This is a genomic window from Parahaliea mediterranea, from assembly GCF_017255185.1.
Lineage (GTDB): Bacteria > Pseudomonadota > Gammaproteobacteria > Pseudomonadales > Halieaceae > JAFKCZ01.
This window is the reverse complement of sequence record NZ_JAFKCZ010000023.1, coordinates 13,787-34,544: the sequence shown is the minus strand read 5'-3', so window position 1 is coordinate 34,544 and position 20,758 is coordinate 13,787. Positions and strand designations below refer to the sequence as shown.

Annotated in this window: 15 protein-coding genes; 10 read left to right on the top strand and 5 right to left on the bottom strand. The window is 67.8% G+C overall.

Features of this window, described 5'->3' with window-relative positions:
- The first annotated feature begins 187 nt into the window (after positions 1-187).
- Together JYP50_RS20975 and parC are read left to right on the top strand one after the other, a co-directional pair.
- A complete protein-coding gene (locus JYP50_RS20975) occupies positions 188-1,012 on the top strand; it encodes a Crp/Fnr family transcriptional regulator (protein ID WP_206562531.1) in 825 nt (274 codons plus the stop codon).
- Positions 1,013-1,098: 86 nt separating this feature from the next.
- Positions 1,099-3,357, top strand: a complete 2,259-nt coding sequence (gene parC / locus JYP50_RS20970; RefSeq protein ID WP_206562530.1) for a DNA topoisomerase IV subunit A — start codon at positions 1,099-1,101, stop codon at positions 3,355-3,357.
- Between the two features lie 398 nt (positions 3,358-3,755).
- Here the strand turns inward: parC and JYP50_RS20965 are convergent, their stop codons facing one another.
- Positions 3,756-4,997, bottom strand: a complete 1,242-nt coding sequence (locus tag JYP50_RS20965; protein WP_206562529.1) for a hypothetical protein — start codon at positions 4,995-4,997, stop codon at positions 3,756-3,758.
- Between the two features lie 151 nt (positions 4,998-5,148).
- On the opposite strand from JYP50_RS20965, the gene serB reads away from it, so the two are divergent.
- Entirely contained in the window at positions 5,149-6,366 is a 1,218-nt protein-coding gene (serB, locus tag JYP50_RS20960; protein ID WP_206562528.1) for a phosphoserine phosphatase SerB, read from the top strand.
- 22 nt (positions 6,367-6,388) lie between these two features.
- Here serB and JYP50_RS20955 read toward each other — a convergent pair whose 3' ends face one another.
- Positions 6,389-8,203: a GTPase gene (locus JYP50_RS20955; protein WP_206562527.1), complete on the bottom strand. Its 1,815-nt coding sequence runs from the start codon at positions 8,201-8,203 to the stop codon at positions 6,389-6,391.
- Positions 8,204-8,363: 160 nt separating this feature from the next.
- Between JYP50_RS20955 and efp the strand changes: the two genes are divergently transcribed.
- Entirely contained in the window at positions 8,364-8,936 is a 573-nt protein-coding gene (efp, locus tag JYP50_RS20950) for an elongation factor P (protein WP_206562526.1), read from the top strand.
- A 4-nt stretch (positions 8,937-8,940) separates the two neighbouring features.
- A complete protein-coding gene (gene epmA / locus JYP50_RS20945; protein ID WP_206562525.1) occupies positions 8,941-9,897 on the top strand; it encodes an EF-P lysine aminoacylase EpmA in 957 nt (318 codons plus the stop codon).
- On the opposite strand, the gene bluB is transcribed toward epmA, so the two are convergent.
- The 3 genes from bluB to nhaC form a co-directional block, all read right to left on the bottom strand.
- Entirely contained in the window at positions 9,878-10,600 is a 723-nt protein-coding gene (gene bluB / locus JYP50_RS20940) for a 5,6-dimethylbenzimidazole synthase (RefSeq protein WP_206562524.1), read from the bottom strand. The genes epmA and bluB overlap by 20 nt on opposite strands.
- 76 nt (positions 10,601-10,676) lie before the next feature.
- Positions 10,677-11,129, bottom strand: a complete 453-nt coding sequence (locus JYP50_RS20935) for a thioesterase family protein (RefSeq protein ID WP_206562523.1) — start codon at positions 11,127-11,129, stop codon at positions 10,677-10,679.
- Positions 11,126-12,622, bottom strand: coding sequence for a Na+/H+ antiporter NhaC (gene nhaC / locus JYP50_RS20930; protein ID WP_241263403.1), 1,497 nt, complete (start codon positions 12,620-12,622; stop codon positions 11,126-11,128). The genes JYP50_RS20935 and nhaC overlap by 4 nt, the downstream gene beginning before the upstream one ends.
- Positions 12,623-12,886: 264 nt before the next feature.
- On the opposite strand from nhaC, the gene JYP50_RS20925 reads away from it, so the two are divergent.
- From JYP50_RS20925 to JYP50_RS20905, 5 genes are all read left to right on the top strand, one after another.
- Positions 12,887-14,488 (top strand): CAP domain-containing protein, encoded by a 1,602-nt coding sequence (locus JYP50_RS20925; RefSeq protein ID WP_206562522.1) that lies wholly within the window; start codon positions 12,887-12,889, stop codon positions 14,486-14,488.
- A gap of 119 nt (positions 14,489-14,607) precedes the next feature.
- Positions 14,608-15,798, top strand: coding sequence for a PQQ-dependent sugar dehydrogenase (locus JYP50_RS20920; RefSeq protein ID WP_206562521.1), 1,191 nt, complete (start codon positions 14,608-14,610; stop codon positions 15,796-15,798).
- Positions 15,799-15,808: 10 nt separating this feature from the next.
- Entirely contained in the window at positions 15,809-16,705 is an 897-nt protein-coding gene (locus JYP50_RS20915; protein WP_206562520.1) for a DMT family transporter, read from the top strand.
- Positions 16,706-16,709: 4 nt separating this feature from the next.
- Complete coding sequence (locus tag JYP50_RS20910) at positions 16,710-18,386, top strand: VRR-NUC domain-containing protein (protein WP_206562519.1); 1,677 nt, start codon at positions 16,710-16,712, stop codon at positions 18,384-18,386.
- Positions 18,379-20,703, top strand: a complete 2,325-nt coding sequence (locus JYP50_RS20905) for an ATP-dependent DNA helicase (protein ID WP_206562518.1) — start codon at positions 18,379-18,381, stop codon at positions 20,701-20,703. The genes JYP50_RS20910 and JYP50_RS20905 overlap by 8 nt, the downstream gene beginning before the upstream one ends.
- Positions 20,704-20,758 lie beyond the last annotated feature (55 nt).

The window sequence follows — 20,758 nt, the reverse complement described above, 5'->3', positions numbered from 1 at the left end:
CCTCGGATGTGGAGTGGCCGATTCTAGCGATGGCGCCGGCCCGATTCCAGAAAACTCCGGTTTCCGATACTCCCCCGGCGATGCACTTGCTAATATACTGCCCAGGCGCCGGATGGAAATCCGCCAGCGCCCGCAGTCGAAAGCAGGGGCACGGCGGAGCCCCGTACCAACAGACACAGGGCCAACTATGTTAGCGAACGCAGAGCTCGCCCAGGATTTCAACAAACTGAACCAGCAGTACAAGGAGCTGGTGACCGCGCTGCTCGATGTCGTGAATATCCCGCCGGTGCGTCTCGAGGTGGACGCCACCCCCGAGGGCCATTTTCGCGGTTTCGACGGCGGCAAGTTCTACCTTATCGACAGCGGTTCGATCAGCGCGCGCTACCGCGGGCGCACGGTGTACTTCCTGGAAGAGGGCGACATGCTGTTGCCGGACATCGCCGGCGTGACCCACAAGGACATGGCGGTGTTCTACGGCAGCGAGGCGGGCGCCAGTCTGTATAGCTACCCCGCGCTGGAGTTCATGCAGCGGGTGTTCGCCGAGCCGACGGCCATCAAGTTGTGGACCCGCCTGCTCATCACCTACGCGGGCATGATGCTGCGCCTGACCGCCGCGCGCACCAACGAGGACAGCCAGGCCACCCCGGGTTTTGAAATCTACGAGCCGGGAGAGATCATCATTCGCCAGGGCGACCGCGCCGATTACGTCTTCAACCTGTCCACCGGCGTGGCCGAGGTGCTGGTGGATGACGTCACCGTGGGTCGTATCGGCGAGGGCGAGATCTTTGGCGCCATGGCGGCCCTGACCCACGCCGACCGCAGCGCCACCGTCAAGGCCAAGACCAGCTGCGCCGTGGTCAAGGTGCCCAAGGAGCAGTTCACCGACCTGATCAAGAGCAACCCGGCTACCATTCACAGCCTGCTGATCGACATGGCGAACTCCATCGTTAACCTCAACGAACAACTGGTGGGCCTGCGCAGTAGTACCCGCGACCGCGATTTCGACATATAGTACGCCCACACCTAAAAAACCCGGCAGCCCCGCTCCGCCCCCGAGCGGGGCCGCCACGTGTTACCCAATACAGGACCGAGTAAGACATGTCCGACATGCTGCAACTGGACGAGGACGGCGCCGAAAAGGTCTCCCTCAAGCAATACACCGAAAAGGCGTACCTGGACTACTCCATGTACGTGATCCTGGACCGGGCGCTGCCCCATATCGGCGACGGGCTCAAGCCCGTGCAGCGGCGCATTGTCTACGCCATGAGCGAGCTGGGCCTGAAGGCCTCGGCCAAGTACAAGAAATCCGCCCGCACCGTGGGCGACGTAATCGGTAAATTCCACCCCCACGGTGACAGCGCCGCCTACGAGGCCATGGTGCTGATGGCCCAGGAGTTCAGTTACCGCTACCCGCTGGTGGACGGCCAGGGCAACTGGGGCTCACCCGACGATCCCAAGTCCTTCGCCGCCATGCGCTACACCGAGTCGCGCCTGACCCCCTACGCCGACGTGCTGTTGGGCGAGCTGGGCCAGGGCACGGTGGACTGGGTGCCCAACTTCGACGGCACTCTGGATGAGCCATCGGTACTGCCCGCCCAGGTGCCCAACGTGCTGCTCAACGGCATCACCGGCATCGCCGTGGGCATGGCCACCGACGTGCCGCCCCACAACCTGCGCGAGGTGGTCGCCGCGGCGGTGCACCTGCTGGAGTCGCCCAGGGCGACCCTGGAGGAGTTGTGCGAGCACGTTCAGGGGCCGGACTACCCCACCGAGGCGGAGATCATCACCCCGCGGGAGGAAATCCTGCGCATGTACCAAACCGGTCGCGGCGGCATGCGCATGCGCGCGGTGTGGGAGCGGGAGAACGGCGATATCGTGGTCAACGCGCTGCCCTACCAGGTGTCCGGCTCGCGGCTGCTGGAGCAGATCGCCCAGCAGATGCAGGCCAAGAAGCTGCCGATGGTGGCGGATTTGCGCGACGAGTCCGACCACGAAAACCCGACCCGCCTGGTGATCGTGCCGCGTTCCAACCGGGTGGACGTCGAGGCGCTGATGAGCCACCTGTTCGCCACCACCGACCTGGAGAAGACCTACCGGGTCAACCTGAACCTGATCGGCATCGACGGACGCCCGGCGGTGAAGTCCCTGGACGTGATCCTCAGGGAGTGGCTGCAGTTCCGCACCACCACCGTGCGCCGGCGCCTGGAATACCGCCTGGAGCGGGTGCTCAGGCGCCTGCACATCCTGGAAGGCTATCTGGTGGCCTACCTCAATATCGACGAGGTGATCCACATCATCCGCACCGAGGACAAGCCCAAGCTCGCGTTGATGGAGCGCTTCGGCATCACCGACGTGCAGGCCGAGGCCATCCTCGAATTGAAGCTGCGCAACCTGGCCAAGCTCGAGGAGATGAAGATTCGCGGCGAGCAGGACGAGCTCGAGCAGGAACGCGACAAGCTGGAGCAAACCCTGGGCTCCGAGGCCCGGCTGAAGACGCTGATCAAGAAGGAGCTGAAGGCGGTGGCCGAGCAGTACGGCGACGACCGCCGCTCGCCCCTGGCGCAGCGGGAAGAGGCCCGGGCCTTCAGCGCCCTGGAGCTGATGAGCGCCGACCCGATCACCGTGGTAATGTCGGACAAGGGCTGGATCCGCGCCGCCAAGGGCCACGACATCGACCCCACCAGCCTGAGCTACAAGTCCGGCGACGGCTACAAGATGGCCGCCCGCGGCCGCAGCAACCAGCCGGTGGTGATCCTCGACTCCACCGGCCGCTCCTACACCCTGGCCTCCCACAACCTGCCCTCGGCCCGGGGCCAGGGCGAACCGGTCACCGGCCGCATCAATCCACCCTCGGGGGCGACCTTCGAGGGCATGATGATGGGCGCCGAGGACCAGCTGTTCCTGCTGGCCTCGGACGCGGGTTACGGTTTTGTCGGCAAGCTCGGCGACCTGCAGTCGAAAAACCGCGCCGGCAAGGCGGCCCTGAGCCTGCCCAAGGGCGGGCGGGTGATGCAGCCGGCGGCGATCCCGGAAGGCGGCGCCGAGGGCAAGTGGGTGGCGGCGGTGTCCAACGAAGGGCGCCTGCTGGTGTTCCCGCTGGCCGACCTGCCGCAGATGGCCCGGGGCAAGGGCAACAAGATCCTCGGTATCCCCTCGGCCCGGGTGCAGAGCCGCGAGGAGTTCGTGGTGGCGGTGCAGGTGCTGGGCGAGCAGCAGTCGCTGGTGGTCCACGCGGGCAAGCGCCACCTGAGCCTCAAGTTCAACGAGCTGGAGCACTACCGCGGCGAGCGCGGCCGCCGGGGCAACAAGCTGCCGCGCGGGTTCCAGAAGGTCGACAGTATGGTGGTTGAAGGATAACAGCTGTTTAGTTCTTAGCCCACCGTTAGCGGCATGGTGGCGGCACGACCGGTGGGGGGCGCTTTCGGGACACGCCGTGAACCCATCCATGGGGGCTCGTCCTCGGCATCCATGCCTCGCACGGTCCCGAAAGCGCCCCCCACCGCCCGCGCCTTCGGTACTTCTCTCAATACTCCGTTATTGGCTTGTGGGCAGTTCCGGTTGAACGAACGTAGTGTCCGTAGACTGAAGGCATCCGGCCGGACAGGTCCGCGTAGCGACCGTCAACGGCCATGGATGGCCGTTGCCGAGCGCGACAGGGACGTCATGCTTGTAGCGTGTCGCGTAGCGGACCTGTCCGGTCGGTTGCCGCTACCACAGTCTAACGTTTGGGGTTAGTTCGCTTGCGTAGCTTAGGCCTATGGCCCAGACAGCTTCCGCAAAATCAACTGCAACTGTCGCTCCAGCAAATCCGCGTAGGGCCCCTCGAAGCTTTCCAGGATGGCGTACTCCCCCAGCTCGCTGGGTTGGTGCTCCACCCGTCCGCTGATATCCACATCCTCGCAGGCCGCCGGTGACAGCATCACCCGCGGCGGCCGGCTGGCGCAGACCGCCTGCAACTCGTCCAGGGTGTGCTGCATATACAGCCCCGGGTAGATATCCGCCTCGTCCCCCAGCCCCAGCTCGCAGTGGGCCACCGCCATCGCCATGCCCAGCGACAGCGACATCTGCTTCTCCACCTCGCGGCCCACCGCCTGCACCAGCCAGGCGCAGGACGCCGCGCGAAAGGCCGTGCTGCCCGCGCTGCTGTCACCGGTAAAGAAAATCGCCAGGCCGAACTGTCGCATCACCTGGATGCGGCCGCCGTAGAAGCCCGCCGCCGCGTACACCACCTGGTGCAGGCGGTCCGTGTAGCGGTGCAGGGACTGCTCGTCCAGCGTGTCCACATACTCCATCAGGCTAGTCAGGTGCAGGTAGAGAATCGCGCTACCGGTGTAGTTCTCGTCCCGGGGGCCGGCACCCGAGCGCGCCCGCAGCAGGTCCATGGGCAGGGCGTCGATCTCCCTGGCCAGTGCCTCGATCTCATTGTCCGGTGGTACCGCGTCGCGGTTTTCCTCCAGCAGCACCCGCTTGCGCAGCGCCAGCAGCCGCTGGCCCAGGCGCTGGCCCAGGTGCAGGCAGAGGCCGTACACCGCCACGCTGAGCAGGATGGCCAGGCCCAGCAGGCTCAGCAGGAAGCGCCAGCGCGCCTCCTGGGCGCGGTCGGTACTCAGGGTGATCACCACCTCGCCGGCCACGTCCCCGGCGATGCGCACCGGCGCGCGGTAGCGCTGCAATTGCGTCCCCCGGGGTTCGCCGGCCTCTCCCAGCGCCTTGCCCTCCACATCGAAAATGGCCACCTGCTCGGCGGGGGAAGTGGTCGCGAAGCGCTGCAGGGAGGCGGCCACGCTCAACAGGTCGCCGGTTTCCAGCGCGGTGCCCAGGCGGCTGGCTATCTGCTGCGCCAGGGCCCGGCCGTGCTCGGCCTGCTGGGACTGCAGCAAGTGCTGGCTGGAGCGGGTGGCCAGCAACACCAGGGCCAGGCTCACCAGCAGGCAGCAGGCGGCGGCGATAAGGGCCAGCTGCGGGCCCAGGCTCAGGTTTTGTATCCGTTTAAACACGCGGCCCGTGAATTCTGGTGCAAAGCGCCAGAGTATAAACCACCAGCGGGAAATAGGGGACGGATACCAATTCCCTAAGGAATTGGTATCCGTCCCCTATTTCCTTAGAATACCGCGCTTCGCATCCTGCTAGAGCCAGCGAGAGTCGCCCGTGAATGAAATCCTGCTCATTACCCTGTCCGGGCCCGACCGGCCCGGCATCACCACCGCGGTTACTGGCATCCTGGCGCGGCACGCGGGCAACGTGCTGGATATCGGCCAGGCGGTGATTCACGCCACGCTGTCCATGGGCCTGCTGGTGGAGCTGCCGGCCGGGCACGAGCGCGCCGGACTGCTAGCGGCGCTGGAGGCGTTCGCCGAGGACAGCGGGCTCAAGCTGCGCAGCGAGACCGTGGCGCCGGAAAGCTACCGCGAGTGGGTGGAGGCCCAGGGTCGCGCGCGCTACATCATCACCCTGCTGGCACGGAAAATCACCGCCGAGCAGGTATCGCGGGTGAGCGCGGTGTTCGCCGATCACGGTTTGGGCATCGACGGCATTACCCGCCTGTCCGGCCGCATCCCACTCGGCGAGCTGCCGCCGTTGAGCAAGGCCTGCGCGGAATTCTCGGTGCGCGGCCCGCTGGGGGATCCGGAGGCATTCCGCCGCGACCTGCTGGAGCTGTCCTCCAGCCTCGATGTCGACCTGGCGCTGCAGGAAGACAACATGTTCCGCCGTCACCGCCGCCTGGTGGCTTTCGACATGGATTCCACCCTGATCGAGGCGGAGGTCATCGACGAGCTGGCCCGGGAGGCAGGGGTCGGCGATGAGGTCAGCGCGATCACCGAGCGCGCCATGCGTGGCGAGCTGGATTTCAACGAAAGTTTTCGCGCCCGGGTCGCCCTGCTCAAGGGGCTGCCCGAGTCGGCGCTGGCGGGCATCGGCGAACGCCTGCGCATCACCGAGGGCGCCGAGCACCTGATCAGTACGCTGAGGCGCCTGGGCTATCGCACCGCCATCCTGTCCGGCGGTTTCACCTATTTCGCGCGGCAACTGCAGGAGCGGCTGGGGATTGATCACGTGTACGCCAACGAACTGGACATCCGCGATGGCGCGGTGACCGGTGAAGTGCGCGGGGATATCGTCGATGGCCGGCGCAAGGCGGAATTGCTGCGGGAGATCGCCGCCCGGGAGGGCATTGACCTGCAGCAGGTGATCGCGGTGGGTGACGGCGCCAACGACCTGCCGATGCTCAGTATCGCCGGCCTGGGGGTGGCCTTTCGCGCCAAGCCACTGGTCAAGCAGTCCGCCGAGCAGTCCATCTCCACCCTGGGCCTGGACGCCATTCTCTACCTGCTGGGTATCTCCGACCGCTACCTGCCGGGCAGCTGATCCGCCGCGCGCCGGGCTTCGCTCAAATCTCCGACCACAGGGAGTCGAAGGCGGGCCGGGGCAGTTCCACGGGTTCGGCAATGGCGCTGTTGTTCTGTTCCAACTCGCGGATGTAGCGGAAGTCGAACTGGCTGAAGCCGGGGGCGGCCCCCACCTGGCGCTGTAGCTGCACCAGGAACTCCTCCCCCTGTCGCAGCAGCACCACCTTCTGCCGTTCGCGGAAGCCGGTGCGCGGGGTGATCAGGGTATGGGGCTTGCCCACCAGTTTGATCTCGGGCAGCAGCAGCACGCGCATCGGCTCGGACAGCGCGCCGCGCTGGCCCACGGTGCGCGCGCCATAGGGCATGGCCTTGGGGCTCAACAGCTCCACCCCGACCAGGGTGTTGGCCTGTTCCAGCGCGCTCACCCAGCGCACCGCGGCAATGACCCACTCGCGCTGTCCCGGTTCGCGCACGCACATGACGTCGCCGGAGCGCAGGTTGGGCGGCGTGCGTTGTGTCCACTCGAGGCAGTAGCCGCCGGGGCTGGCGTTGATGGCGCTGACCCGGTACACGGGAAAACGCAGTCCCGGGTGGCGCTCGCCCGACAGGGCCTCGCTGGTATCTTCCATTTCCACCACCGGGGGGCCGCCGGTGTGGCTGTTGGCATCGGCCTCCCCGCGGTGAATGTCGTCCGCCTCGGCTTTTTCCCAGTGGTCGCGGCCGGGATCGCGCGCGGTGAAGGGATCGTGGCTGGCGGCCGCCAGCAGGTGTCGCGGCAGTAATTCCGCGAAGGGCTTGCCGCCGGCGACGTGGTAGTGGGCGCTGCTCAGGCCCACGGCGACTTCCAGTTCGGTATCGGAGCCGGCGGCGCGGCTGAAATTGCGCAGGCTGTGGCTGCCGAGGGAGGCGATCAGGTGGTCCAGCAGGTTGGAGGGCAGGGTGATTTCGTCATCCAGGCGCAGCCCCAGGCGGCCGCTGGCGCGGTCCCGCTCGCGCAGCTGTTCCAGGTGATCGACCAGTTCCCGGGTGTCGATATAGCGCTGGTTGCGGCTGCGCTGGGTCGAGGAGGTGTTGTACACGGGGGGGTGGTCGCCGTTGAGATCGATCATGAACAGGGCTTCGTCGGCGTCCTCGACACCCAGTAGCCGCACCTTGCCGCTCCACTCCTGCAAGCCCCGGTGAACTCCCACGAGATCGCTCTGGCGCAATTGGTTGGCCTTGCAGCAGCCCAGCAGCAGTGCCTGCAGATAGCTTTCCTGCAGTGTCACCTGCCGGTTGTGCTGGTCCCGCACCGGCAGCTCGGCCAGGCGCTGGCGCTCGCCGAGGGCGTAGAGCTGGTGCAGGGTGAGCCAGCCGCCGGGCTCCACGTTCTGGTACAGCTGGAAAGTCTGCAGCATGCGCCGGCCGGCGAAGCTAATCGCCCGCTGCAGGCTCTCGCAGGTCAGGCGCGCCGGGTTGACATCGCCCAGTTGTTCGCGCTGCTGGATGGCGTGCACGGCGACCAGGGTATAGGCCGTGCTGAAGGCGCTGTAGAGGTTTTCCGCCAGCTCGGCGAGCTGGCGCGGCTCCTCCGGCAATACCAGGGGCTGGTTGAGGAAGCGGCGGGACAGGTTGGTGACCGCGACCTGAAGGCTCGGCGACAGCTCCTCCATAATGCCGAAGCGGTCGGCGGCGGCGATTTGCACCCGGTTGAGGTCGCGGACCGCGTCGCGCAGCCGCGACACCGACAGCCGGGTATTGGTCACCGGCAGTGCGTGGGCCCACTGCCGCGCGCTGTCCGCGTCGAGGGGGAACAACTCAAAAGCAGCCAGGTCCTGTCGCGGGATGCGCAGCTTGATAGGCGGGTTTTCGCTCATGGACTTCCGGTGGCCCTCCGTGTCCACTGTGCTGGGTTGCTTAAAGAGTAGCCTATGTGCGGCCCTCGCGGCTAGCGCAATCCAACCCGCGTGGCCCTGCCAAAAGCGGGCCGGGTGCGGTATCATTGGCGCCCATTTTTTTCAAGCAGCACCGTTAGTCATGGCAAGTTACTCAACCAATGAATTCCGTTCCGGCCTCAAAGTCATGCTGGACGGCGACCCCTGCAGCATCCTGGAAAACGAGTTCGTCAAGCCCGGCAAGGGGCAGGCTTTCAATCGCGTGCGCCTGCGCAACCTGAAGACCGGCCGCGTCTGGGACCGCACCTTTAAATCCGGGGAATCCCTGGAAGGCGCCGACGTGATGGACCGCACCATGGAGTACCTCTACAACGACGGCGAATTCTATTACTTCATGGAGCCCGACACCTTCGAACAGCACCAGGCCGACGTCAAGGCCGTGGGCGACGCCCACCTGTGGCTGAAGGAGCAGGAGTCCTGCGAGGTCACCCTGTATAACGGCACGCCGCTGTCGGTCGCGCCGCCCAATTTCGTCGAGCTGGAAATCGTCGAGACCGACCCCGGCCTCAAGGGCGACACCGCCCAGGGCGGCAGCAAGCCGGCGACCCTCAGCACCGGCGCCGTGGTCAAGGTGCCGCTGTTCCTCAGCCAGGGCGAAGTGATCCGCGTCGATACCCGCTCCGGCGAGTACCAGGGCCGCGGCGGCAAGTCCTGAGCCCATGCCCGACTGGCAACCCGGCGCCGGCCTGTCGCAACTGCGGGCCCGCGCCGGCCTGCTGGCCGCTATCCGCCGCTTCTTCGCCGAGCGGGATATCCTGGAGGTCGAGACGCCCCTGCTGTGCGGCAGCGGCATCACCGACCCCGCCATCGAACCGCTGATCGTCGCCGCCGGCGACTCGCTCAGCGCGCAACGTTACCTGCAAACCTCCCCCGAATACGCGATGAAACGCCTGCTCGCCGCGGGCAGTGGCCCCATCTACCAGGTGGCCCGGGCTTTCCGCGACGGCGAGGCCGGCGCCCGTCACAACCCGGAGTTCAGCCTGCTGGAATGGTACCGCCCGGGCTTCGACCACCACGCGCTGATGGCCGAGGTGGCGGCGCTGGTGTGCGCCTGCCTGGGTGAGCGGCCCTGGCGCAAGCTGAGCTACCGCGAACTGTTCCGGCAGGGGCTCGGCCTCGATCCCTTCGAGGTCGACGCCGGGGAGCTGGAGCGGGTTGCCCGCGGCCGGCACGACCTGGGCAATCTGGAAGGTGACCGCGATTTCTGGCTCGATCTGCTGCTCACCCACGACCTTGAGCCCTGGCTGGCGGGCCAGGGGCTGTGTTTCGTCTATGACTACCCGGCGTCCCAGGCGGCACTGGCGCAAATCGTGGACCACGACGGTGTCGAGGTGGGGCAGCGTTTCGAACTCTACATCGACGGCGTGGAGCTGGCCAACGGATACCATGAGCTGACCGACGCCGCCGAGCAGCGCGCGCGTTTCGAGGCCGACAATGCGCGGCGCCTGGCGCGCGGCCAGCCGGCGAGGCCCCTCGATGAATATCTGCTGGCCGCGCTGGCCGCGGGGATGCCCGCCTGCAGCGGGGTGGCGCTGGGGGTGGACCGCCTGCTGATGCTGGCCTGTGGCGAAGCGGATATCCGGCGGGTGCTGGCCTTCAGCTGGGAGCGGAGTTAGCCTCGCTAGCCGCCAACGCGGCCGCGAGTTCGGGCGCGGCGGGCGCTTCACCCCAGGTGTCGCCATGCAGCAGGTCGGTCAGCGGCAGCCGCGAACGCCAGCCCTGCAGCTCCAGTTCCGGCCGGGGCTGGAATTCGCTCACGTAGCCCAGGCACAGGTAGGCCACCGGGTAGACCTGGTCCGGCAACTTGAGAATATCCGCGAGTTGCCCCTGGTCCAGTATGCTTACCCAGCCCACCCCGACACCTTCGGCGCGGGCCGCGAGCCACAGGTTCTGCACCGCCAGGCAGGTACTGAACAGGTCTGTTTCCACAATGCTGTTGCGCCCCAGCACATGGGGGCCGCCGCGACCGCGGTCGCAGGTGATACAGAGGTTGACCGGGCTCTCCAGGATGCCCTCGAGCTTGAGCCTGCGGTACTGCGCGGCGCGCTCACCCTGGTAATTCTCCGCGGCCCGGGCATTTTCCCGCTCGAACAGCGCCTGTACCGCCCGCCTGACGGCCGGGCTGTCGATCACCAGGAAATCCCAGGGTTGCATGAAGCCCACCGACGGCGCGTGGTGGGCGGCGTGCAACAGCCGCGCCAGCACCTCGAGGGGGATCGGATCGGGCTTGAACTGGGCGCGGACATCCCTGCGCTCGTGGATGGCGCGGTAGAGACCCTGGCGCTCGGCGTCGGAAAAGCTGTGTTCGTTGGTGCTCATGGCTGTGGATGTGCGCTCAGGGCTGTCTATTCTCGCTCAGGGCTGTCTATTTCCGCTCAGGGCTGTCTATTCCCGCTCAGGGCTGCTCGAGTACCGCCGGGCCATAGCCCTCGATAAATTCCGCCGGCATCCGCCGCGGCCGACCGCTGCTGATCTCGATGCAGGCAAACTCCATGCCCCCGCGCAGGATGGTCGCGCCGTCCGCCGGGCGCACAATCTGGAAGCGGCGCCGCATTGTGAGGCGGCGGTCCCAGCCGGTGATCCAGGTGGCGGTGAGCAGGTCCTCGCCCTCCCGGGAGGCGCGCAGGTAATCGTATTCGGAGCGGGTGATCGCCATCGCCCGGTCCAGGGCCCGGTAGCGGTCGAGGTCCAGGCCCAGCGACACCGAGTGCGCCCAGGCGGCCTGTTCGCACCACTTTACGTAGACCGTATTGTTGGTGTGCTGCAGCCCGTCGATATCCCCGGCCTCGACCCGGTGGCTCACCACGAAGGGGGCCGGGTGATCCCACTGCGCTTGCGCTTCGTTCACTGCTCCGCCTCGACTCCCGGTTCCGCCGCAAAGCGCTGTTCCCGTGGTGTCTCCGCCGGCTTCAGGGCGATGTGGAAGAAGCCGTAGATGATCGCGATCACCGGGCACAGCAGGTTGAAAAAAGCGAAGGGCGCGTAGGAAAAGGTCGCCACGCCCAGCGTCGCCGACATGTAGGCGCCGCAGGTGTTCCAGGGAATCAGCGCCGAGGTCAGCGTGGCCGAGTCCTCCAGGGTGCGCGACAGGTTGAGGCGCGACAGGCCGTGGCGCTCGTATTCGTCCTTGTACATGCGGCCGGGCAGGGCCACGGCGATGAACTGGTCCGCCGCCAGGATGTTGGCGCTGATGCAGGTGAATACCGTGGTGGTGATCAGCGAGCCGACGCTGTGCACGCCCTTGAGCGCCAGGGTCAGCAGGTAGCGCAGGATGCCGGTGCGCTCCAGCACGCCGCCGAAGCCCAGCGCCGAGATGATCAGCCACACCGTGTTGAGCATGCTGCTCATGCCGCCCTTGCTGAGCAGGGCGTCCAGGAATTCGTTGCCGCTGTTGGACACGTAGCCGTTGAACAGGCTGATCCAGATGCCCTTGAGCAGCACGAAGGCCCCGGACAGGCCCTCGCTGTCGCCCGCCAGCCCCCGCACCGCCTCCGGCTGGAACAGCAGCGCGAACAGCGCGCCGATCAGGGCGCTGACCACAATGGCCGGATAGGCCGGGAAGCGCTTGTACACCAGGCCCAGCATCACCAGCAGGGGCAGCAGCAGGTGAAAACCGATGTTGAACTGCTCGCGGATGCTGTGTTGCAGGGCCTCGATTTCCTCCGGGGTGGCGGCGTCGGCGCTGCCGATCAGGGCGAACACGATCAGCGCGATGACAAAGCTGGGGATGGTGGTCCACAGCATGTGGCGGATGTGGTCGAACAGGTCGACCCCGGTGGCGGCGGAGGCCAGGTTGGTGGTGTCCGACATCGGCGACAGCTTGTCGCCGAAATACGCGCCGGAGATGATGGCGCCGGCGGTGATCGCCGGGGACAGGTCGAAACTGCCGGCAATGCCCATCAGGCCGATGCCCAGGGTGCCCGCCACGGTCCAGGAACTGCCGATACTGATGGCGACGATGGCGCAGATGGCGGCGCTGGCGGCGTAGAAAATCGACGGGTCCAGCACCGCCACGCCGTAGTAGATCATGGCGGGCACGGTGCCGCTGAGGATCCAGGTGCCGATCAGCATGCCCACCGACAGCAGGATCAGGGTCGGCCCCAGGCCGACGCCGATGCCGTCGATGATGCCCTCCTGGCATTCGCGCCAGCCGATGCCGGTGTGGCGGCCCACCAGGGCCGCCACGCAGGTCGCCAGCACCAGGGCGATCTGGTTGGCGCCGTAGGACGAGTCGGCCCCGAACAAGTAGACCGAGCAGGCCAGCAGGGCGACCAGGAACAGGATGGGCGCCAGTGCCAGTGGCAGGTTCAGGCGGTCATTGGTGTGGGCGGTCACGCTCAAGGCAGGCGGCTCTCTTCGGGGGTTGTTATTGCTAATCGTGTGGTATCGCAGACGGGGATGCCGCGCGGTCGCTACACCCGCAACGGTGCAGAATGCCTCAAAACCCGCCCCGGGTACAGCCGCTCGCGACGGCGCGGCCCCCGGGCCGGTGGCGGCTGGCGCGGATTTGGGCTATAAATTGCGCTGATACGCCGCCCGAAGTCGTGGCGCGGGGGGGCCGTAACCACCGCGGCATTGGATGCCCGGGCCAACGAGGTCCACGCCATGAACGAAGTGTCCGTTTTGCCCCAGCCAGCTTGTGCCGACCGCGGATTGCGCGCCCTGCGCCGAGCGCTGTTGTTGCTGCTCTGCCTGTCCGTGGGGGCCTGCAAGGTCGTGATTCTGGTGCCGCCGGGCGGCAAGGTCGTGTCCGCCAACGGCGAGGTCTGCCTCGCCGGCCAGACCTGTGTCATCGAGGTGAGCGACACCGATTTCGACGACACCTTTACCGCGGTGCCCGACGCGGGTCGCGGCTTCGCGGGCTGGGAGAGTGGCAACGGCTATTTTTGCGGCGGCCAGGAGGAGCCCTGCCACCTGGCCACCACCAGCTTCGATGGCAACGACAACCTGATGGCGGCGCTGGCCTCCGACCTGGAGTTCTTCCTGATACCGCGCTTTACCCCCACCCCCGGCTACAATTGGGCCTACTGGAAGCGGGTGCTCCACCAGATCGACAACGGCGATTTCACCACCGCCAGCGCCCTGTACGCCATCGCGCCGATTCCGGGACAGTGCGACCCGGGCGCCATCGCCGGTCCGGTGCGCAAGCGCGTGCTGGAGGCGGTGAACCGGACCCGCGCGCTGCACGCGCTGCCGCCGGTGCAATACGACAAAAACTTCGACATGCAGATGCAGCTCACCGGCCTGGTGCAGCGCGCCAACGAATACCTCTCCCACTTTCCGCAACCCGGCGACGCCTGCTACAACGCCGATGCTGAAATCGGCGCCGGCAGCGCCAACCTCAGTGGCGGCAGCCGGATTACCGACCCGGCGGAGGATGTCTTTGGCTGGACCAACGACAATTACAACGTGGCGGCCCTGATGGAGGCCGGTCACCGGCGCTGGATCCTGTTCCCGGAGCTGGGCTATACCGCCTACGGACAGGTGGACGGCTATGCGGCGCTCAAGGTCTTCGGCTTCAACCGGGCGCCGGCGCGGGAGCCGGACCCCGATCTGGGTTTTGTCGCAGTGCCCTATCGCAACTATCCCTATGTGCTGTTTTCCGGCGGCGACAAGCCCACGCCCTGGAGCCTGTCGATCGTTCCTCCCCAGGGGGGCTCCAGCGATTTTGACTACTTTGCATCGGCCACCGTCAGTGTGGTGGACAAGGACAGCGGCCAGCCGCTGACCGTGCGCGGCAAGCACAGCGACAACAAGGGCTTTGGCCTGCGCAACTTCCTGTCCTGGATGGTCGACGGCTGGGCGTATGACACGCGTTACGTCGTCAGTATCAACAATATCCAGCAGCCCGGTGGCGCACCGCTGCAGATCCAGTACGAGGTGATGCTGGACCGCTTCAACCTGTTCACCGTGGACAAGCCCCTGGAGGCGGGGGACAGCGGTGGCGCCGCGGGCTTCTCCGGCAATTTCGACAGCGAGCGGGACGAGGACAGCTACCGGCTGGCGCTATCCGGCAACGTCAGCTTCAGTAAATCCCAGGGCTACTTCCTGCGCATCTACGATGCCGGCAAGCAGCTGGTGGTATCGGCCGACGGCAATTTCAACCGGAGTTTCGCTGCGGGCGACTACACCGTGGTGGCCAGCCGCTGCGACGAGAACGGCCTGTGCTACCAGGGTGTGGACAGCTACAGCGCCAGCATCCAGTAGCCGGCTCCCGGGGCGAGGCATTCGCGGGCCGCCGGGGCGACACATCAGCCCCCGGGGGTCTGACTTCAATTCTGCGATCACGTACCATAGCCGCTTCGAGAACCTCAGGATTGTAGAGCATGCTTACCCTTTCCCGGCTGCTGTGGGCGGCCACCTCCGCCGCGTTGTTCGTCGCGCTGCCAGCCTGTGTCGCGCCGGGTGCGGATAGCGGCCCACCGCCGCAGGCCATTGCCCGCGAGGGCGCCGCCAGCGGCGCCGGTCTCGCCCCGGAAACGCCGATACGCATGGTCACCCTGGTGGACGACCTGGACAAGCCCTGGGGCATGGACTTCCTGCCCGACGGCAGCCTGCTGGTCACCGAGAAAAGCGGCGTCCTGAAACGCATCGACCTCGAAAGCTACGCGGTGACCGCGATCGGTGGGTTGCCCGCGTCGGCGGATGTCGGCCAGGGGGGGCTGATGGATGTCCTGGTGCACCCGGATTTCGCCAGCAATGGCTGGGTCTACCTCTCTTATAGCGTGGCGGAGGGCGGCGCCTTCAGCACCCGGGTGAGCCGCGGGCGCCTGGCGGACGGGGCCCTGGTGGATGTCGAGGAGCTGTTCACCGCGCAACCCTTCTTCCGCGAGCGCCGTCATTTCGGTTCGCGCCTGCTGCTCGACGGCGGCTATCTCTATGTCACCGTGGGCGATCGCGGCAATCGCGATCTCGCGCAGAGCCTCGAGACCCACAACGGCAAGGTACTGCGCCTGACCGAGGATGGCGCGCTGCCCCCCGACAACCCCTTCGTGGGCGTGCCGGGCGCGCGGCCGGAAATCTGGACCTACGGCCACCGCAACCCCCAGGGCATGGCGCGCCATCCGGTTACCGGCGCGATCTGGGTGGCGGAGCACGGGCCCCAGGGCGGCGATGAGTTGAACGTGCTGCGGCGTGGCGCCAACTACGGCTGGCCGCTGGTGACCTACGGCGAGGAGTACGGTGGCGGCCGCATCGGCGAGGGCACCCACCGCGCCGGTACCGAGCAGCCGCTGGTGTACTGGGTGCCCTCCATCGGCACCGGCAATATCGCGTTCTACGATGGCGACCTCTACCCCGGTTGGCGGCCTTCGGTGCTGGTGTCCGGCCTCAAGCTCACCCGCATCAGCCGCCTGGAGCTGGACGGGGACGGGGTCGGTGCGGAGACGCGACTGCTGGCCAACCTGAAAATGCGCATCCGCGATGTGCGGACCGGGCCCGACGGCCGGGTGTACGCGCTGGCGGCCGGCTCGCGGCTGATCCGGCTCGAGGTCGCGGAGCCCGCCCCGACGCAGTGACAGGCAATCAATGACCAACGACCGCAAAGCCCTGCTGCTGGGCCTGGCCGCCATTTTCCTGTGGTCCACGGTGGCCACCGCGTTCAAGCTCGCCCTGCGCCACCTCGATGTCTTTCAACTGCTGGCCTGGGCCGCCACCTGTTCCGCCATCGCGCTGTGGCTGATTGTGGTCCGCCAGCGCAAGGCGCGCCTGGCCCTTGGCTACCTGCGCGAGTCCCCCGGGTACTTCCTGTTCATGGGCCTGCTCAACCCGCTGGCCTACTACCTGATCCTGCTGCACGCCTACGATTTGCTGCCGGCGCAGCAGGCGCAGCCCATCAATTACACCTGGGCGATCACCCTGGCGCTGCTGGCGGTGCCCATGCTCGGGCAGAAGCTGTCGCGGCGCGACCTGCTGGCGGTGTTGCTGGGCTACAGCGGGGTGGTCGTGATCGCTACCGAGGGGCGCGTGCTGGACATGCAGTTTGCCAGCGTCGAGGGGGTGATCTGCGCCCTGGCGAGCACCATCATCTGGGCCCTGTACTGGCTCCTGGGCACCCGCAACCACCGCGACCCGGTCGCCTCGCTGTGCCTGAATTTCACCCTCGCCGCGCCGCTTGCCTGGTTGGTGTGCGCGCTGTTTTCCACCCCCTGGACCAGCGGCTGGCAGGGGCCGGCGGCCGCCATTTATGTGGGCCTGTTCGAAATGGGCATTACCTTCGCCCTGTGGTCCAGCGCCCTCAAGCTGGCCAGCGGCGTATCGCGGGTGGGCAACCTGATCTTCCTGTCGCCGCTGTTCTCGCTGGTGTTCATCGCCACCATTCTCGGCGAGACCATTCACCCGGCCACCCTGGCGGGCCTGGCGCTGATCATTCCCGGGGTGCTGCTGCAACAGACCGGCCGGCCGGCGGTGCCGGCCCAGGCCTGAGGCCTTGGCCGGGCCCGCCGGCGGGGAGGCGGTGGCGTTGCCACCGCGCTACTATCGCGACAATTTCCTGGCCCTGTGCCGGACGGTGGAGGCGCAGTACGGCGACCTGCTGACCGCCGACGAGCGGGACTGGCTGGCCGGCTTTCGCGCCCTGACCGTGCAGGCCCAGTGCCTTTATCTGCGCCTGGTGTCCCGGGTGGGCCCCTGGTTCCGCCCGCGGCGGCTCGACTATGCCGAGATCGGCTCCCTGTCCGCGCCCCTGGCCGAGTTGCGCGCGGCGGGCTACCTGGTGGCGGCCGAAGTCCTGGCTGTCGAAGAGCTGGGCCGGCTGTACACCCGCGCGGAGCTGGGCGGACTGTTCCCGCGGGCCCTGCGGGGCCTGCGCGGCGACAAGCGCGCCGCGCTTGCCGCGATCGCGCAGTGGTCGGAGGCGGAGGGGGCCGACCTGCTGGCGGTGGCGCGCGGCGCGGACGGCGAGGCGCCGGTGGCCGCCACCGGGCTCGACCGGATGGAGTGCCTGCAACTGCTGTTTTTCGGCAACCGCCGGCAGAGCCTGACCGATTTCATCCTCAGTGACCTCGGGGTGGCGACCTACCACCCCTACCGTCTCGACCGGGCGCACCGCCTGTTTCCCGACCGGCCCTCGGTGGAGGACTACCTCGCCTGTGGCCGGCTGGCGGACCACTACGCCGTGTTGCGCGAGGCCGGAGACGATGCCGGTATTGTCGCGCTGGCCCGTTCGTTGCTCGATATTAGCGTCAATCATTGCGCCAGCGAGCGGCGCTGGTGGCGACTGTTCAACCGCGTGGCGCGCCAATTGGAGCGTTGCGGGGAACTCGACACCGCCCTGTCACTGTACCGCCGCAGCGCCCTGCATCCGGCCCGGGAGCGCGCCGCCCGGGTGCTGGAGGCGCAACAGGACTGGCGCGGCGCCATCGCTCTGTGCCGCGAGATTCTCGATACTCCCTGGGGCGAGGAGGAGCGCGAGGCCGCGCGGCGCATACTGCCGCGGGTGCAGCGCCGCGCCGGTGACACGCCCGCGCGCCGGCCGCGGGACAGCTTCGCGCGCCTGGATCTGTCACTAGAGCGGGCCGCGGAGCGGGTGGAACTGGCGGCCGCCCGGGCCCTGGCGGCGGACTGGGCCGCGGTGTACTACGTGGAAAATACCCTGGTTAACGGCCTGTTTGGCCTGGCCTTCTGGGAGGAAATGTTCAGCCCGGTGGCGGGCGCTTTCCACAACCCCTACCAGGCCGTGCCGGCGGACATGTACGACGGCGGCTTCTACCGCAACCGGAGGTCGATGCTGGACCGGCGCCTCGAGAGACTGGCGGAAGCCGACCTGGCGGCGGAATTGGGCGCCGCCTACCGGCGCTACCAGGGCCTGCAGTGCCACTGGGTGCATTGGCGCGCGCTGCCGCTGGCGCTGGTGGAGGCCGCGCTGGCGCGCATTCCCGCTTCGCACCTGCTGGCGATGTGGCGGCGCATGCTGTTCGATCCCGGCGAGTGCCGGCGCGGATTTCCCGACCTGCTGGCATTGGGGGAGCGGCCCGGGGAGTACTGCATGATCGAGGTCAAGGGACCGGGCGACGCCCTGCAGGAGAGCCAGAAGCGCTGGTTGCGCTTTTTCGGCGAGCAGGACATCCCCGCCGCCGTGGCCTGGGTGCGGTGGCGCGATGACTGAACTGACCCTGTCGGTGGGCGATCTGGTGCGCTTTTGCTTTCGCGAGGGTGACATCGACCACCGTTTTCGCCCCTCGCCCACCGCGGTCGAGGGCATCGAGGGCCACCAGCGCATTTACCGCCGCCGCGGCGACAGCTACCGCGGCGAATACCCTGTCGATTACCGCTGTGAACTGGATGGGCTGGCCCTGCGCCTGCGCCTGCGCGGTCGCGCCGACGGCTACGACCCCGCGGCGGGGCTGGTTGAGGAGATCAAGACCTGCCGGGTGGCGCCCGCCGGCATTGCGCCGGCCGTCAGCCGGATGCACCTCGCCCAGGGGCGGCTGTACGCGGCGATGATCGCGGCCGCGCGGGACTTGCCGGCCCTCGACGTGAGATTGACCTGGCTGCACCTGGACGAGGACCGGGAGTATCCCCTGGAACAGCGTTACAGCCGCGAGGAACTGGATGCGTTCCTGGGCGACGCCCTGGCGCGCTTCGCCGACTGGTTGCGCCGCGTGGTCGCGCTGCGCTCGGCGCGCGACGACAGTCTGCGGGAACTGCCCTTTCCCCACGCCGGTTTTCGCGCCGGCCAGCGGGATCTGGCGGAGCGGGCCTACAAGTGCATCGACCGCGGCGGCCAGCTGATGCTGGAGGCGCCCACCGGCCTGGGCAAGACCCTGGCGGTGCTCTACCCGGCGCTGAAGGCCCTGGGTCGCGGCAAGCACGAGCGGGTGGTGTTTTGCACCGCCAAGACCGCCGGCCGCCGCGCCGCGGAGCAGGCCGTGGCCGCGCTGGCAGTGGCGGGCTATCGCGGCCGCGCCATGACCTTGTCGGCGAAGGAGCGGGTGTGCCTGTCCCCGGGCTCGGCCTGTCACGGCGATGACTGCCCCTTCGCCCGCGGTTACTACGACCGCCTGCCGGCGGCCCTGGCCGCCGCGCTGGCGCGGCCCGCCCTGCGCCGCGAGGACCTGCAGGCGCTGGGCCGTGAGTTCCAGGTCTGCCCCTACGAGCTGGCCTGGGACCTGGAGCCCTGGATGGATACCCTGATCGCCGACGTCCACTATCTCTATAGCCTGAGCCCCGCCCTGTCGCCGCTCCACCGCGACACCGGCGAACGCACAACGGTGCTGCTGGACGAGGCCCACAACCTGGGCCCGCGGGCGCGGGGCATGTACAGCGCCCGGCTGCGCAAGTCCGCGGTGCTGGCGGCGCGGCGGGAATGGCAAGCGGAGGCGCCGAAGGGGGGCTCACAGGGGCGCGCGCCCAGGCGGGGACTCAACCGCCTCAACCGGGTGTTGCTGGCGCTGGGCAAGGAGGCGTGGCGGGAGGCGGACTGGGACGGCCGGGCGCAGGCGCCGACCGCGTTGCTGCAGGCCCTGCAGCAATTTGCCGCCGACATGGGCGAGCAGCTGGCCAGGCAGCCGGTGGCGTTGGTGCGCCACCGCCGGTTGATGGACCTGTACTTCGATGTACTGCAATTGCTGCGCTGCGCCGAGAATTGGGGCCCGGAGTTTCGCTGCGAACTGCATCGCGGCGAGGGCGCGCAAGGCCTGGAAGTGCACTTTAACTGCCTCGACCCGGCGCGGCTGCTGGCGGCGCGCCAGGCCACCTGCCACGCGGTGGTGGCTTTCTCCGCCACCCTGTCGCCCTGGCACTGGGCCCGAGACGCACTGGGCTTCGACGCACAGGCGGTATGTTATCGCGCGGCCTCGCCCTTCGCCCGCGAGCAGTTACAGGTGGAGCTGGCCACCCATATCGACACCCGCTTTCAACAGCGGCAGGCCTCCCTGCCGGCGCTGGTCGCGCTGTTGCGGGACTGGTTGCGTCAGGCGCCGGGCAACTGCCTGCTGTATTTCCCGTCCTACCGCTACCTGCGCGATTGCCTCGAAGCGGTGGGGGAGATTCCCGGCCGCCATGTGGCGACACAGGCCCCGGGCGATGGCGATCCCGAGCGGGATGCGCTGCTGGACCTGCTGGAGCGCCGCCGGGACGTGGCGGCCTTCTGCGTCCTGGGGGGCGTGTTCGGCGAGGGTATCGACCTGCCGGGGGAGCGCCTGGCCAGCGTGGTGGTGGTGGGGGTCGGCCTGCCCCAGGTCAACCGCGACAGCAACGCCCAGCGGAACTTCTACCGGGAAAAATACGGCGATGGCTTCACCTACGCCTACCAATACCCGGGGATGCAGAAAGTCAGCCAGGCACTGGGCCGGGTGATCCGCGACACCGGGGACCGGGGGCGGGCGCTGCTGGTCGACAGCCGCTACCGCCAGGCCGCTTACCGCGAGTTGCTGCCGCCCTGGTGGATCTACAACGAACGCGATGCCGCGTCTTCAAAGTGAGTTTTAGCCAGCCGCGAGGTGCCGCGAAGCCGGTTTCGGGAGTGATGTGATCGCA